The organism is Paraburkholderia sp. (assembly GCF_024281035.1).
Classification (GTDB): Bacteria; Pseudomonadota; Gammaproteobacteria; order Burkholderiales; family Burkholderiaceae; genus Paraburkholderia.
In genome coordinates, this window is the sequence record NZ_JAMXLH010000053.1 from 1 (window position 1) to 13837 (window position 13837).

Below are 13837 nucleotides of genomic sequence, written 5' to 3' on the forward strand. Positions count from 1 at the left end.
GTCGCAGTCGCAGTCGCAGTCGCAGTCGCAGTCGCAGTCGCAGTCGCAGTCGCAGTCGCAGTCGCAGTCGCAGTCGCAGTCGCAGTCGCAGTCGCAGTCGCTAGCATAGTGCCTCGTGCGCGTCGCCTGCGCTGCCTGTTGGCGAAACAGGTCGCATGCGCTATTGTCGTAGGTTCTTTACGCGCCGCTGCCGGACACATTCCGACGCCTATGACCTCCGCATCCAGTGCCTCGCCCGCCCGTTCCGCTGAGCCCGCGGAGACTCCCGACAAACCGGGCGACTCCTACGTGCAGTCTTTCGCCCGCGGGCTCTCGGTGATCCGCGCTTTCAACGCCGAGCATCCCGCGCAAACGCTCACCGACGTCGCCGCGGCCACCGGCCTCACGCGCGCCGGCGCGCGCCGCATCCTGCTCACGCTGCAGACGCTCGGCTACGTCGAAACCGAAGGGCGGCTCTTTCGCCTCACGCCGAAAATTCTCGACCTCGGTTTCGCCTATCTCACGTCGATGCCGTTCTGGAATCTCGCCGAGCCCGTCATGGAAGAACTGTCCGCCGAGGTCCACGAGAGCTGCTCGGCGGCTGTGCTCGACCGCACCGAAATCGTGTACGTCCTGCGCGTGCCGACGCACAAGATCATGACGATCAACCTCTCGATCGGCAGCCGGTTGCCCGCCTACTGCACGTCGATGGGACGCGTGCTGCTCTCCGCCCTCGACGATGCGGAACTCGACGCCACACTCGGCTCCGCCCCGCTCTACGCGCACACGCCGCGCACCGTCACCGACAAGGACGAGCTAAAGAAGATCATCGCCCAGGTGCGCGAACAGGGCTGGGCCATGGTCGACCAGGAACTGGAAGGCGGCCTGATTTCGATTTCCGTCCCGATCCGCAACCGCCAGGGCCGCGTGATCGCGGCGATGAACATCAGCGGCAATGCGCAACGCACGTCGGCGAAGCAGGTGGTCAAGTCCTTCCTCCAGCCGCTTCAGGAGGCCGCGCGGCGCGTCTCCAGCATGGTCGCGCAGCGCACCTGAGGCTCGTTGGAGCGGGTTGGTGCGGGTTGGTGCGGGTTGGTCTGTGTCGCCCGCGCTCCGGTCAGCGCCCGGCCGCCACGCGGCGCACGACATCGACGAAGACTTCGCCCGCATCCTCCAGACGGCCCGAATTGTCGATGCGATCGACGCTTGCGCCCGCCAGCGCATCGAACGGCGCCTGGCGCGCAAGACGCGCGGCGATCTGCGCAGGCGTCTCGCGGCCGCGCGCGGCGAGCCGCGCGGCGAGGACTTCGAGCGCCGCCTCGATGTGGACGAACCGGGTCTGCGGATAGCGCGCCAGCGCTTCACCCGCATAGGCACGCGAGCCGTTCACGATCACCGTGCAACCGTGCGCGAGCCACTGATCGATTTCCACGCCGATACCGTAGCGCAGCGCGTGGCTGCGCCATTGCAGCGCGAAAAGGCCGCGACGCGAACGCGCCTCGAATTCGGGGTCGGTCAATGCGATGTGGTTTTCGCCGCCGCCATCCGCGCGCGTGATGTAGCGGTGCGCGAACATCACGCCGTCCGCCGCGAGGCGCGTTCGCGCAAAGTCGAGCAGCGAGTCCTTGCCCGCACCGGACGGACCCATGACGTAGATCAACGGGGCCATCATGCGCGACGCTCCCCGCGCGCGAACGCCGCGCGCCGCCACAGCACGAACGGCGCACCCGGCTGAGGCTCCACGAAGAGCGCGACACCGTCCACCGGCAGCGCCCCGGCATCGTGCATCCGTGCATTCCACGCGGCGGTCAGCGTGTCGCGTGCCTGTGCGTCGTCGAGCGAATCGGAGAGCGTCATGTGAAAGCGGTATTCGTCGAATACGTACGGATAGCCCCACTCTTCCACGTACGCGCGCTGGCGCGCGGTGAGCGTTGCATCGAGCCGGCGCGTGCGTTCGCCGCAAGTCTGCTCGGCGCGCAGCGGTGCAAGCGTGCGCAGCGCATCGGCCGCAACCTCGCGCAGCGCGGCTTCGCCCGCATCGTCGACGGGGCGCAGCGCGACGAACCGTCCGAGCGTCGCGGCCTCCACGGCCACCTCGAAACACGCGCGCGTCGCCGCCCATCGCTGCGCGGCGGCGAACAGCGCGTCAGGCGTCACGCCCGGCGCGAGGCGAAAGGGCGGAACGAGCGTGCCGTGCCAGCCATAGCGGCGCGGCGCCACGGTCAGCGCGGCAAGCGGGCGCGAAAGACCGGCGGGCTGCGGCGAACTCAACGGCTCACGCGTTTCCGCATCGCGGCCGAGCCACGCGCTGCCCTCACGCCACCACGCCGAATCGCGCGGCGGCGCATAGTAGATCGCGAAGCGCGACGTGTCGTTCCAGGCTTCGATGTCGAGCGTCATACGTCGTGCTCCACCATCAACTGCACGCGGTCCGCCGCGAAATGCGTGATGCCGTATTTGATCGGCACACCGTTCATGTCGACGTCGACGTTCTCGACCCACAGCACCGGCTGCTGCCGGTTGATATTGAGCCGCCGCGCCACTTCCGCCTCGGGCAGCACGCTGCCGATGCGGCTCCACTTGCGCAGATAATCGGTCACGCCGTATTCGGCCAGCGCCTTCGATGCACTTTCGACGCGCTCCATCACCGCGGGCAGATCGGCGAACCGCGCGGCGGGATACCAGTTACGCGCATAGGTGAGCGGCACGCCGTTCGATTCGTGCAGCGTTTCGAGCCGGTAGACGAGTGCGCCCGCGCGAATGCCGAGCGCCTTTGCGACCGCGGGATCGGCCTTCACGCGCGATGAAGCGAGCAGCTTGCCCGCCGCCGAATGCCGGTGCCGCTGAAGGTTTTCCGTAAAGCGCGTGCGCTTGCCGATCGTGTAGTCGATCGCGCCCGGCTGCACGAAGGTTCCGCGCCCCTGCTCGACGCTCACGAGCCCGAGTGCCGCAAGGCCCAGCATCGCGCGCCGAACCGTATGGCGGTTCACGTCGAAACGTTTGGCCAGCTCACCCTCGCTCGGCAGGCGGCCATCGTCGCCGAAGCCTTTCGCCGCGATCTCGGCCGAAAGTATCTGCTCGATCTGGCGCCACACCGCCACGCCCGCGCCGCGCTCAAGCTGCGCGCCGTGCAGCGCGTCGTCGTTCGATGTCATGGTGCTGTCATTCCCTTCGGTTTCAATGGCGGTTTCCGCATTGTAGTGCGCGAGGCGTGATGGAAATATGAATCATCTCCTACATCGCGTTGTAACAACCGGACATTTGAACGTACAGACGTCTAGACGTCTATATGAATCGATGCTCCAATGACGACGTTCGCGGCGATGCATTGCCTCAATGAATACCGCGATGAATACCGCGATGAGTTCCGCGATAAGTACCGCAACAAGCGCCGCAATGCGCGCCTCGCCATCACGTTCACGACACAGGAATCCAGATGAACGCTTCTTCCGCCCCGCCTTCTGCCGCGTCGCGGCGCGCATGGATGGCGGTGCTCGCCCGCACGCCGCGCGCCGAGCTGGAAGCCGCGCTCTCGGCCGCGTTTGTTACCGCATTCGGCGGCAACGCCGCACCGGCCTTCGACTGGCTGCGCGCGCCGCAAACAGGTCTCGCGATGGTGCGGGGCCGGATCGGCGGCACGGGCAACGCCTTCAATCTCGGCGAAGCAACGGTGACGCGCGCAACGCTGCGTCTTCATGCGGTCGACGGCGGCACTGTCGGCGTCGCGTGCCATCTGGGGCGCGACAAGCGCCGCGCCGAGCTGGCCGCGCTCGCCGACGCGCTCCTGCAACAGCCCGAACGCCACGCACAGTTGCACGCGCAACTGATCGCGCCGCTCGCCGCTCGCCTCGAGGCGCGGCGCGACGCTCGACGCAACGACACCGCCAGCACGAAAGTCGAGTTCTTCACCATGGTGCGAGGTGATGCATGAATCACGCCGTAAAAACGCCACAACCCACCGACACCGCACGCGCCGCACTCGACACACTCGACGCGCTCCTTCCCGGCTTTGCCGATCCCGTCCACGACACGCAAGCCGTATTCCGCGCGCTGCTCGACGCACTGGCGCGTCCGGGCCGCATCGGCGTGATCCAGGCCGCCCTGTCCGCCGCCGACACGACGCCAGGCGCCACACGCGTGGGACGCGCCGCGTTCGCGTCGCTGCTCGCGCTGTGCGACTACGCGACGCCCGTGTGGCTCGCGCAGCCCGATGCGGCGCTCGCCGCCGCGTTGCGCTTTCACTCGGGCGCGCCGCTCACCGCAACCGCCGCAGAAGCCGCATTCGCCTATGTCCACGACGCCGCCGCGCTGCCGCCGCTCGCCACGCTCGCAAGCGGCACGCCCGAATCGCCTGAGCAGTCGGCCACGGTGTTCGTGCGCGTCGACTCGCTCACGGGCGGCGCACCCGTCACGCTGCGCGGACCAGGCATCGAAGATGCGCACACCATCGCGCCGGCCGGCCTGCCCGAGCGGTTCTGGCACGAGCGTGCCGCATTGGCCGCGCTGTTTCCGTGCGGCATCGATTTTTATCTTGTCTGCGACGACCAGCTCGTTGGCCTGCCGCGCACGACTCTTGTGGAGATGAACTGATGTACGTCGCCGTCAAAGGAGGAGAGCGCGCGATCGAAGCGTCGTGGCGGCTGCTCGACAAGGCACGCCGTGGCGACACGCGCGTGCCCGAGCTGAGCGTCGCGCAGATCCGCGAGCAGATGCGCCTCGCCGTCGCGCGCGTGATGGCCGAGGGTTCCGTCTACGACGAGGAGCTCGCCGCACTCGCGATCAAGCAGGCAGCGGGCGATCTGGTCGAAGCGATCTTTCTGCTGCGCGCCTATCGCACCACGCTGCCGCGCTTCGGCTACACGGAGCCCGTCGAAACGGAGCACATGCAGGTGCAACGCCGCATATCGGCGACGTTCAAGGACGTGCCGGGCGGGCAGGTGCTCGGCGCAACGTACGATTACACGCAGCGGCTGCTGGATTTCGCGCTGCTCGCCGAAAGCGGCGAAGCGAGCGAAGAGGCGAACGAAGAAGCGAACGAAGAGGCGAACGAAGAGGCGAACGAAGAAGCAACGCGCGCGGCTCGGCCAGCGAGCGCGACCGACGAGCCGATGCCGCGTGTCGTCTCGCTGCTCGACAAGGAAGGCCTGATCGAGCAGGAAACGCCAACGCCCGATGCGCCTGAACCCGGCGACCTCTCGCGCGAACCGCTCGCATTTCCGGCGGATCGCACGATCCGTCTGCAGAATCTCGCGCGCGGCGACGAGGGCTTTCTGCTTGCGATGGGGTACGCGACGCAGCGCGGCTACGCGCACTCGCATCCGTTCGCTGGGGAGATCCGGTTTGGTTCGGTATCCGTAGAAATGATGCTGGACGAGCTGGGCGAAACCGTCGAGATCGGCGAAATCGAGCTGACCGAATGCCAGATGGTCAACCAGTTCGCGGGCAGCAAGGACGTGCCGCCCACGTTCACGCAAGGCTACGGTCTCGCCTTCGGCCACGCGGAGCGCAAAGCGATGGCCGTGGCGCTCGTCGACCGCGCACTGCGCGGCGCGGAACTCGGCGAAACACTCGCCTCGCCGACACAGGACATCGAGTTCATGCTTTCCCACAGCGACAACGTCGAAGCATCGGGCTTCGTGCAGCACCTGAAACTGCCGCACTACGTCGACTTCCAGTCCGAACTCGAACTCGTGCGCCGGTTGCGCGCGCAACATCACAGCCCGCCCGGGCAGAATGAGGAGGCCGCATGAGCGCGCCCGCTTCCGTACCCAACAGCGTACCCACCGGCGCGCCCGCCGCAATCGCGTCGCGCGAAACGCAGGCCGCCGACGGCTACAACTTCGCGTACCTCGACGAGCAGACCAAGCGCATGATCCGCCGCGCGCTGCTGAAGGCGGTTGCGGTGCCCGGCTACCAGGTGCCGTTCGCCTCGCGCGAAATGCCGCTGCCCTACGGCTGGGGCACGGGCGGCGTCCAGGTGACGGCGGCGATCATCGGCGCCGACGACACGCTCAAGGTGATCGACCAGGGCTCCGACGATACGACGAACGCCGTGAACATCCGTCGCTTCTTCGCGCGCACGACAGGCGTGCAGACGACGCGCCGCACCCAGGACGCGACGATTGTCCAGACGCGTCACCGCATTCCCGAAACGCCGCTCACGGAGGCGCAAATCCTCGTGTATCAGGTGCCGATGCCCGAGCCGCTCTTCAGGCTCGAGCCGCGCGTCGCCGAGTGCAAGAAGCTGCACGCGCTCGCCGATTACGGCCTCATCAGCGTGAAGCTCTACGAGGACATCGTGCAGCACGGCAGCATCGCGACCACCTACGATTACCCGGTGACGGTGAACGGCCGCTATCTCACGGCGCCCTCGCCTATCCCGAAGTTCGACAATCCGAAACTGCACATGAACCGCGCGCTGCAACTGTTCGGCGCGGGCCGCGAGCGCCGCATCTACGCGATTCCGCCTTATACGCCGGTGCGCAGTCTCGACTTCGACGACCATCCGTTCGAGGTGCAGCGCTGGGAGCACGCGTGCGCGCTGTGCGGCTCGCGCGAAAGCTTCCTCGACGAGATGATCGTCGACGATACGGGCAAGCGCATGTTCGTCTGCTCGGACAGCGATTACTGCCACGACCGCCGCGAACGCGCCGAACATGACGATGAGGCTCGGGACGCTCAGGCGCCGCTGAACGGAGAACGCGCATGACGTCCCGCATGACGCCCCTCTTGAGCGCCCGTCATCTGACGAAGCAATACGGCGGCCGCAACGGCTGCCGCGACGTGAGCTTCGACCTCTATCCCGGCGAGGTGCTGTGCATCGTCGGCGAATCGGGCTCGGGCAAGACCACGCTGCTCAACACGCTCGCGCTGCGCACCGAGGCCGATTCCGGCGAGCTGCACTATGCGGGCGCCAACGGCGAAACGCTCGATCTGCGTGCGCTTTCCGAGCCGCGCCGGCGTCTGCTCACGCGCACCGAATGGGGTTTCGTGCAGCAGAACCCGCGCGACGGGCTGCGCGCGGGCGTCTCGGCCGGTGCGAATATCGGCGAGCCGCTGATGGCCGTCGGCGCGCGCCACTACGGCCGGATTCGTCACACGGCGCAGCAGTGGATGGAGCGCGTCGAACTCGACGCCGCCCGTATCGACGAATTGCCCCCGGCGTTTTCGGGCGGCATGCAGCAGCGCCTGCAGATCGCGCGCAATCTCGTCACGGGGCCGCGCCTCGTCTTCATGGACGAGCCCACCGCCGGTCTCGACGTTTCCGTGCAGGCGCGCCTGCTCGACCTGCTGCGCACGCTCACCACGACGCTGCATCTCTCGGTGCTGATCGTCACGCACGATATCGGCGTCGCGCGCCTGCTCGCGCACCGGCTCATGGTGATGCAGGGCGGCACGGTCGTCGAATCGGGCCTCACCGACCAGGTGCTCGACGACCCCCAGCACCCCTATACGCAGACTCTGGTGGCCTCCGTGCTGCCGGTCTAGGAATCGATATGACCGACACGACTAGTGCTGCCAACCACGCAACGCGCGCGTTCGTCGAACGCCCCGCGCTGATGCTGCGCGCGGAAAACGTGCGCAAGACCTTCACGCTGCATGGCCAGGGGGGCATCGGCATCGAAGCGCTCGCGGGCGTCTCGCTCGAGGTCGAACGCGGCGAATGCGTCGTGCTCGTCGGGCCGTCCGGCGCGGGCAAGAGCACGCTGCTGCGCTGCCTCTACGGCAACTATCTCGCGAGCGGCGGCTCGATTGCGATCCGCGACGACGACAACGCGCTGCAACACCTCGAAATCACCCGTGCCGCGCCACACGACGTGCTGCGTCTGCGCCGCAAGGTAGTGGGCTACGTGAGCCAGTTCCTGCGCGTGATTCCGCGCGTCGCCACGCGCGACCTCGTCGCCGCGCCGCTCGTGGCGCGCGGCGTGGCGCAGGACGAAGCGTATGCGCGTGCCGAAACGCTGCTCGCGCGCCTGAACGTGCCGCAGCGGCTCTGGTCGCTTGCGCCCGCAACGTTCTCGGGCGGCGAGCAGCAGCGCGTGAACATCGCACGCGGACTCATCGCGCAGCACCGCGTGCTCCTGCTGGACGAACCCACGGCTTCGCTCGACGCGGAAAATCGCGACGTAGTGTCGCAATTGATCGTCGAAGCACGCGAGCACGGCGCGGCGATCGTCGGAGTCTTCCACGACGAAGACACACGTGAGCGCGTCGCGACGCGGCGCATGCCGCTCGCCGCCGCGCGCACGCAAGCGCCGCTGGGCGAAGCCGCCTGAACCTGTTACCTGCGCCCTGATTTGCGCCTTTGATCTGCGCCTTTACCTGATTACGGAGCCTGACGATGTTGATCACGAACGCCCGCATCGTGACGCGAGACGAAGTTTTCACCGGCACGATGCGTGTCGATGGCAGCCGGATCGGCGAACTGTCGCGCGGCACGACCGCCGCCGCCGACGCTGAAGACTGGCACGGCGACTATCTGCTGCCGGGTCTCGTCGAACTGCACACCGACAACCTGGAAAAGCACCTCGCACCGCGCCCCGGCGTGCACTGGAACACCGACGCCGCGTTCGTGATCCACGACGCGCAGATCGCCGCGGCGGGCATCACAACGGTGTTCGACGCCCTCGCCATCGGCACGCGGCTCGCCGTGGGCGTGCGCGGCCGCGACGTGCAGCTGGCGTGCTCCGAGGCGCTCCTGCGTTTCTCCCAGCGCGACCTGCTGCGTGCCGAGCACTTCCTGCACCTGCGCTGCGAGATCGCGACCCAGGACGTGATCGAACTTTTCGACACGCTGAGCGAGCACCCGCTCCTGCGGCTCGCCTCGGTGATGGACCACACGCCGGGCCAGCGCCAGTGGCACGACCGCGAGCAATGGCGCCGCTTCCAGGAGCGCCACGGCAAGTGGACCGATGAACAGGCCGCGACGGCGCTGGCCGAACTTGCCGACGAGCAAAAGCGCTTCGCCGACGACCACCGCCGCGAAATCGTCGAGCGCTGCCGGGTGCGCGGCATCCCGCTCGCGAGTCACGACGACACGCTGGTGGAACATGTCGAGCAGGCTGCCGCCGAAGGCATGGTGCTCGCCGAATTCCCCACCACGCGCCTCGCCGCGGCGCAGGCGAAAAAACGCGGCATCGCGACGATCATGGGTGCGCCGAACGTGGTGCGCGGCGGCTCGCACTCGGGCAACGTGTCGGCGCTGGAACTGGCCGAGGCGGGCTTGCTCGACATCCTGTCGTCGGATTACGTGCCGTCGAGCCTGCTCGCGGCGGCCTTCGACCTCGTCGCCAGGGCGGGCTGGACGCTGCCGCGCGCCGTGGCGACGGTCTCGCACGAGCCCGCGCGCAAGGCCGGGCTGACCGACCGGGGCGCGATCGAGCCGGGGCTGCGCGCAGACTTCGTGCGCGTGGCGATGCTCGATGCGCTGCCGGTGCCGCGCGAGACCTACCGCGCAGGCAAGCGGGTGGTCTGAGCGGCGCGCGCGCCGCGTTGCAAAAGCGTGCCGGACAGCCCGCGCGGCCAACGGCACGCCATCGTTTTTATTTCATATTCCATACAGAATCTTTCGGCGCGGCAGCGGCGCTGCGCGGATTGTCGCGCCGACGCATCACAGCCCGCACATCACAGCCCGTGCATCGCAAACCCGCGCCGGCGTTTCGGGCGCACCTCGCGACCGCCGCAAAGCCCCGTCCGGCACTGCTTTCAGTGCTCCTGCGCCCGGTCACCGAACGTTCGTTAACACGCGACTGCGCGCACTATCTCGTATTACACTAGCGACGTCACAATTTTGACCTGGTAGTCTTGGCGCACCGCTGGCAATACCGTTGGCGGATCTGACCAGAATTGGGACGCAAACCGCGCCTGATAATTGCACTGCGGCGCCCACAACGCACGCGGTGCACCATGAACCATACCGAGGAGTACACATAGTGAAGAAACTGCTTGCCGCCCTGTCGGTTGCCCTGCTGGCCGTATCGGCCGGTGCTGCCCATGCGAAGGACTGGTCCACCGTGCGCTTCGGTGTCGACGCCAGCTACGCGCCGTTCGAATCCAAAGCACCGGATGGCAAGCTGGTCGGCTTCGACATCGACCTCGGAAACGAAATCTGCAAGCGCCTGAACGCGAAGTGCGTGTGGGTCGAGCAGGATTTCGACGGCATCATCCCGGCCCTGAAGGCGAAGAAGTTCGATGGCGCCCTCTCGTCGATGACCATCACGCCGGAGCGCGAGCAACAGATCGCCTTCTCGGTCAAGCTGTTCAACACGCCGACGCGCCTCGTGGCGAAGAAGGGTTCCAACCTGCAGGCAACGGCTGACGCGCTCAAGGGCAAGTCGGTGGGCGTCGAGCAAGGCACGATCCAGGAAACCTACGCGAAGGCAAACTGGGCACCCAAGGGCGTGAACGTGGTTCCCTACCAGAACCAGGATCAGGTCTACGCCGACCTGCTGTCGGGCCGTCTGGACGCAGCGCTGCAAGACGAAGTGCAAGCCGACCTGGGCTTCCTGAAGACCCCGCGCGGCGCTGGCTTTGCGTTCGCCGGCAAGGAAATCCCGACGGGCGCCGCCGCTATCGGCCTGCGCAAGGAAGACGCCGACCTGAAGGCAAAGATCGACAAGGCTATCGCCGACATGATCAAGGACGGCACGTACAAGAAGCTCGCAGCCAAGTACTTCGACTTCGACGTCTACGGCAGCTAATTGCCCTGCGCCGCGCCGCGACGCCCGCGGGCGTCGCGAACGCGGTACACGAAAAAACCCAGACTGCGGTCTGGGTTTTTTTTCGCCCTCGCGCCGTATCGCCATCGATCATTGAGGATTGGAAAACATCTTCGGATGCGCGGCGACGGACCGGTTGATGGCGGCCGATGGCAAGCATCTCGCGCAGCGAGCACGCAGCGGCGAGGAGCCGCCCGGGTTCCGGCCTCAGATCGAATCCGCTAAGATCGGCCTACCGCTTTCATCGCGGGAATCGCTGGATCCGAACTCAACTTCAATGCGCGCCGCGGCATCCCGTGACGCGCTCAGATCATGCAAACCCATCACCATCCGTTGATCGCGCCGGCACTCGGCACCGAGCGGCACATCACGAGCTTCCACTACGGCACGGGCGGCACTCAAAAGGTCTACGTCCAATCGTCGCTGCACGCCGACGAACTGCCCGGCATGCTGGCTGCGTGGGTCCTGCGCCGCAAGCTCGCCGAACTCGAAGCGGCGGGCCGCATCCGCGGTGAAATCGTGGTCGTCCCGGTTGCGAATCCGATCGGCCTTGGGCAGCACTGGCTCGGTCATCTCGCCGGACGGTTCGAATCGAACACGGCGCAGAACTTCAACCGCAACTTCTACGACCTCGCGACGCTCGTGCTGCCGGTGATCGAGGCACGCCTCGGTCCCGATGCCGACGCGAACCGAAACGCCATTCGCGCGGCCATGGGCGAGGCGCTGGCCGCACAAAAGCCGAAGACCGAGCTGGATTCGCAGCGCCTCGCGCTGCAGCGGCTGTCCTTCGACGCCGACATCGTGCTCGACCTGCATTGCGACTGGGAAGCCGCGCTGCACATCTACACGAACCCTGAGCTGTGGCCCGACGTCGAACCGCTCGCGCGCTATCTGGACGCCAAAGCGTCGCTGCTCGCGCTGAATTCGGTCGGCAATCCGTTCGAAGAGATCCACAGCTTCTGCTGGAGCGAACTGCGCGAGCGCTTCGGCAAGCGCCATCCGATTCCGCCCGGCTCGATCTCGGTGACCGTGGAGCTGCGCAGCCAGCGCGACGTGTCGTATGAATTCGCCGAACGCGATGCGCAGGGCATCGTCGATTATCTGGTCCATCGCGGCGTGATCGACGGCGAGGCGCCGCCGCTGCCGCCGCTCGCGTATCCGGCCACGCCGCTGGCCGGCACGGAGCCGCTTGTTGCACCCGCAACGGGCGTGATCGTATTTCGCGCCGAACACGGCACGTGGATCGAGGCAGGCGCGCCAGTCGCCGACATCGTGAACCCCCTGACCGACGAAGTGATCACGCTACGCAGCAGCGTGAGCGGCGTGATGTACGCGCGGCACAGCACGCGCTTCGCCACGGCCGGAGCGGAGATCGCACGGATCGCAGGCGCGCGCCCGATTCGCAGCGGCGCGCTGCTCTCGCTCTGATCCGGCGGTGCGCCCGGCTCATGCGGAACGTATGAGCCGGGCGATCCGTCTGGCGCTTGCTCTGCATCACTCACGTTCTCGAACGAGCGTCGGCCGATATGAGCTACATCAAAATCCCGGCAACGATCTTTAATTCGTGTTGTTGATAAATCACATCGATCTGCATTAATTGCCCAATAGCCGCAGGTAAATCTCGCTGCCCAAAGGCGCCTGCCAGGCATATTCCAAAAAGATATATCCCCGGCTTCTGATCCGCGATCCTCACCAATCCGCGTCGGACCCGGGTACGGATACCAATCCTGAACAAATATCAATTCCAGGGACCTGCTGTCGTATCGACGCCACAGTAAAGCAACAAATTCCCTACGTACTCCCTCTGTCATATTAAATTCTGCGGCGTGGAATAAATTGCGCGCCACGGATGACCTTGTCCGAACGAGACGAGGCACTCGTATCCTTCCTTAATCCGGAGAACAAGTCTTGTATAAGAAAATCCTGACCACCGCGGTTCTCGCCGCAATCGCGGGCGCAGCCCAAGCACAAAGCAGCGTGACGCTGTATGGCTTGATCGACGCCGGTATCACGTACACGAACAACCAGAACGGCCACAGCGCATGGCAGATGCGCAGCGGCACGGTCAACGGCAGCCGTTGGGGCCTGCGCGGCGCTGAAGACCTCGGCGGCGGCCTGAAGGCGATCTTCACGTTGGAGAACGGCTTCAGCATCAACAACGGCACGTTCGGCCAGTCGAACCGCATGTTCGGCCGTCAGGCATTCGTCGGTCTCGCAAGCGACCAGTTCGGCGCCGTGACCCTCGGCCGTCAATACGACAGCGTCGTTGACTATGTGGCACCGCTGACGCTCACGGGCAGCCAATACGGCGGCACGATCGCTGCTCACCCGTTCGACAACGACAACCTGAACAACTCGGTCCGTTTCAACAACACGGTCAAGTACACGAGTATCGACGTTTCGGGCTTCAAGTTCGGCGCAACGTACTCGTTCTCGAACAGCACCGATTTCGCGAACAACCGTGCATACAGCTTCGGCGCATCGTATAACTACGGTCCCCTGAAGTTTGCAGCTGGCTACCTGCAGCTGAACAACGACGTGAGCGGCACCAACTTCCAGGGCGCCGACGCTACGAAAGCGGGCGCGCAAACCGGCGAATACACGTTCGCCGCAGGTCGTCAGCGCACGTTCGGTGGCGGCGTCAACTACGCGTTCGGCCCGGCAACCCTCGGCGTCGTGTACACGCAGACCAACCTGTCCCAGGCAATCGGCATCTCGGCGGGCCAATCGGGTACCGCCAACGCCACCGGCTTCGGCGGCAACAGCGCACGCTTCCAGAACATCGAAGGCAACGTCCGCTACGCTCTGACCCCGGCCCTGACGCTGGCTGGCGCTTACACGTACACCCGGGCGAACTTCGGTTCCGGCGTGAACCCGAACTACAACTCGGTTTCGCTGCAAGGCGACTACCTGCTCTCGAAGCGCACGGACGTCTACCTGCAAGGCGACTACCAGCACGTTTCGTCGGCAAAGTGGTTCAACGGCAAGTCCGTTGGCGCTTTCATGAACGGCGAAGGCTCGAGCGCCGCTTCGTCGACGCAAAGCCAGGTGGCTGTGACGGTCGGTATGCGTCACCGCTTCTAAGAAGCACCCTGCTGGCAGTTCTGCAGCTGAAAAAGGCGCCGCTTGCGGCGCCTTTT

General features: G+C 66.2%; 16 protein-coding genes. 13 read left to right on the forward strand and 3 right to left on the reverse strand.

Annotated features, from left to right (window positions below):
- The first annotated feature begins 210 nt into the window (after nucleotides 1-210).
- Nucleotides 211-1035, forward strand: a complete 825-nt coding sequence (locus Q0L30_RS18325; protein WP_296659383.1) for an IclR family transcriptional regulator — start codon at nucleotides 211-213, stop codon at nucleotides 1033-1035.
- Between the two features lie 61 nt (nucleotides 1036-1096).
- Here Q0L30_RS18325 and phnN read toward each other — a convergent pair whose 3' ends face one another.
- The 3 genes from phnN to phnF are packed head-to-tail and all read right to left on the reverse strand — an operon-like array spanning nucleotide 1097 to nucleotide 3134.
- Nucleotides 1097-1651 (reverse strand): phosphonate metabolism protein/1,5-bisphosphokinase (PRPP-forming) PhnN, encoded by a 555-nt coding sequence (phnN, locus tag Q0L30_RS18330; protein ID WP_296659387.1) that lies wholly within the window; start codon nucleotides 1649-1651, stop codon nucleotides 1097-1099.
- Nucleotides 1648-2379, reverse strand: coding sequence for a DUF1045 domain-containing protein (locus tag Q0L30_RS18335; RefSeq protein ID WP_296659388.1), 732 nt, complete (start codon nucleotides 2377-2379; stop codon nucleotides 1648-1650). The genes phnN and Q0L30_RS18335 overlap by 4 nt, the downstream gene beginning before the upstream one ends.
- Complete coding sequence (gene phnF / locus Q0L30_RS18340; RefSeq protein ID WP_296659389.1) at nucleotides 2376-3134, reverse strand: phosphonate metabolism transcriptional regulator PhnF; 759 nt, start codon at nucleotides 3132-3134, stop codon at nucleotides 2376-2378. The genes Q0L30_RS18335 and phnF overlap by 4 nt, the downstream gene beginning before the upstream one ends.
- Before the next feature lie 150 nt (nucleotides 3135-3284).
- Here phnF and Q0L30_RS18345 point away from each other — a divergent pair, with 150 nt between their 5' ends.
- The 12 genes from Q0L30_RS18345 (at nucleotide 3285) to Q0L30_RS18400 (ending at nucleotide 13781) form a co-directional block, all read left to right on the forward strand.
- Nucleotides 3285-3419: a hypothetical protein gene (locus tag Q0L30_RS18345; protein ID WP_296659392.1), complete on the forward strand. Its 135-nt coding sequence runs from the start codon at nucleotides 3285-3287 to the stop codon at nucleotides 3417-3419.
- Entirely contained in the window at nucleotides 3416-3910 is a 495-nt protein-coding gene (gene phnG / locus Q0L30_RS18350) for a phosphonate C-P lyase system protein PhnG (protein ID WP_296659394.1), read from the forward strand. Before Q0L30_RS18345 ends, phnG begins: the two co-directional genes overlap by 4 nt.
- Nucleotides 3907-4569 carry a phosphonate C-P lyase system protein PhnH gene (gene phnH / locus Q0L30_RS18355; protein WP_296659396.1) on the forward strand — a complete coding sequence of 221 codons (663 nt, stop codon included), beginning with the start codon at nucleotides 3907-3909 and terminating at the stop codon, nucleotides 4567-4569. The genes phnG and phnH overlap by 4 nt, the downstream gene beginning before the upstream one ends.
- Entirely contained in the window at nucleotides 4569-5729 is a 1161-nt protein-coding gene (locus Q0L30_RS18360) for a carbon-phosphorus lyase complex subunit PhnI (RefSeq protein ID WP_296659399.1), read from the forward strand. The genes phnH and Q0L30_RS18360 overlap by 1 nt, the downstream gene beginning before the upstream one ends.
- Nucleotides 5726-6688, forward strand: coding sequence for an alpha-D-ribose 1-methylphosphonate 5-phosphate C-P-lyase PhnJ (locus Q0L30_RS18365; RefSeq protein ID WP_296659401.1), 963 nt, complete (start codon nucleotides 5726-5728; stop codon nucleotides 6686-6688). The genes Q0L30_RS18360 and Q0L30_RS18365 overlap by 4 nt, the downstream gene beginning before the upstream one ends.
- A gap of 8 nt (nucleotides 6689-6696) precedes the next feature.
- A complete protein-coding gene (gene phnK, locus Q0L30_RS18370) occupies nucleotides 6697-7467 on the forward strand; it encodes a phosphonate C-P lyase system protein PhnK (RefSeq protein WP_296659730.1) in 771 nt (256 codons plus the stop codon).
- An 8-nt stretch (nucleotides 7468-7475) separates the two neighbouring features.
- A complete protein-coding gene (gene phnL, locus Q0L30_RS18375) occupies nucleotides 7476-8255 on the forward strand; it encodes a phosphonate C-P lyase system protein PhnL (RefSeq protein ID WP_296659404.1) in 780 nt (259 codons plus the stop codon).
- A gap of 65 nt (nucleotides 8256-8320) precedes the next feature.
- Nucleotides 8321-9454, forward strand: a complete 1134-nt coding sequence (locus tag Q0L30_RS18380; RefSeq protein WP_296659406.1) for an alpha-D-ribose 1-methylphosphonate 5-triphosphate diphosphatase — start codon at nucleotides 8321-8323, stop codon at nucleotides 9452-9454.
- A 457-nt stretch (nucleotides 9455-9911) separates the two neighbouring features.
- Nucleotides 9912-10679: an ABC transporter substrate-binding protein gene (locus Q0L30_RS18385; RefSeq protein WP_296659408.1), complete on the forward strand. Its 768-nt coding sequence runs from the start codon at nucleotides 9912-9914 to the stop codon at nucleotides 10677-10679.
- Between the two features lie 118 nt (nucleotides 10680-10797).
- Nucleotides 10798-11034 (forward strand): hypothetical protein, encoded by a 237-nt coding sequence (locus Q0L30_RS18390; RefSeq protein ID WP_296659411.1) that lies wholly within the window; start codon nucleotides 10798-10800, stop codon nucleotides 11032-11034.
- Nucleotides 11010-12125, forward strand: a complete 1116-nt coding sequence (locus Q0L30_RS18395) for a succinylglutamate desuccinylase/aspartoacylase family protein (RefSeq protein ID WP_296659414.1) — start codon at nucleotides 11010-11012, stop codon at nucleotides 12123-12125. The genes Q0L30_RS18390 and Q0L30_RS18395 overlap by 25 nt, the downstream gene beginning before the upstream one ends.
- 480 nt (nucleotides 12126-12605) lie before the next feature.
- The gene (locus tag Q0L30_RS18400) at nucleotides 12606-13781 is read left to right on the forward strand and encodes a porin (RefSeq protein WP_296659415.1); all 1176 of its coding nucleotides are present in this window, start codon (nucleotides 12606-12608) and stop codon (nucleotides 13779-13781) included.
- The last annotated feature ends 56 nt before the right edge of the window (nucleotides 13782-13837 follow it).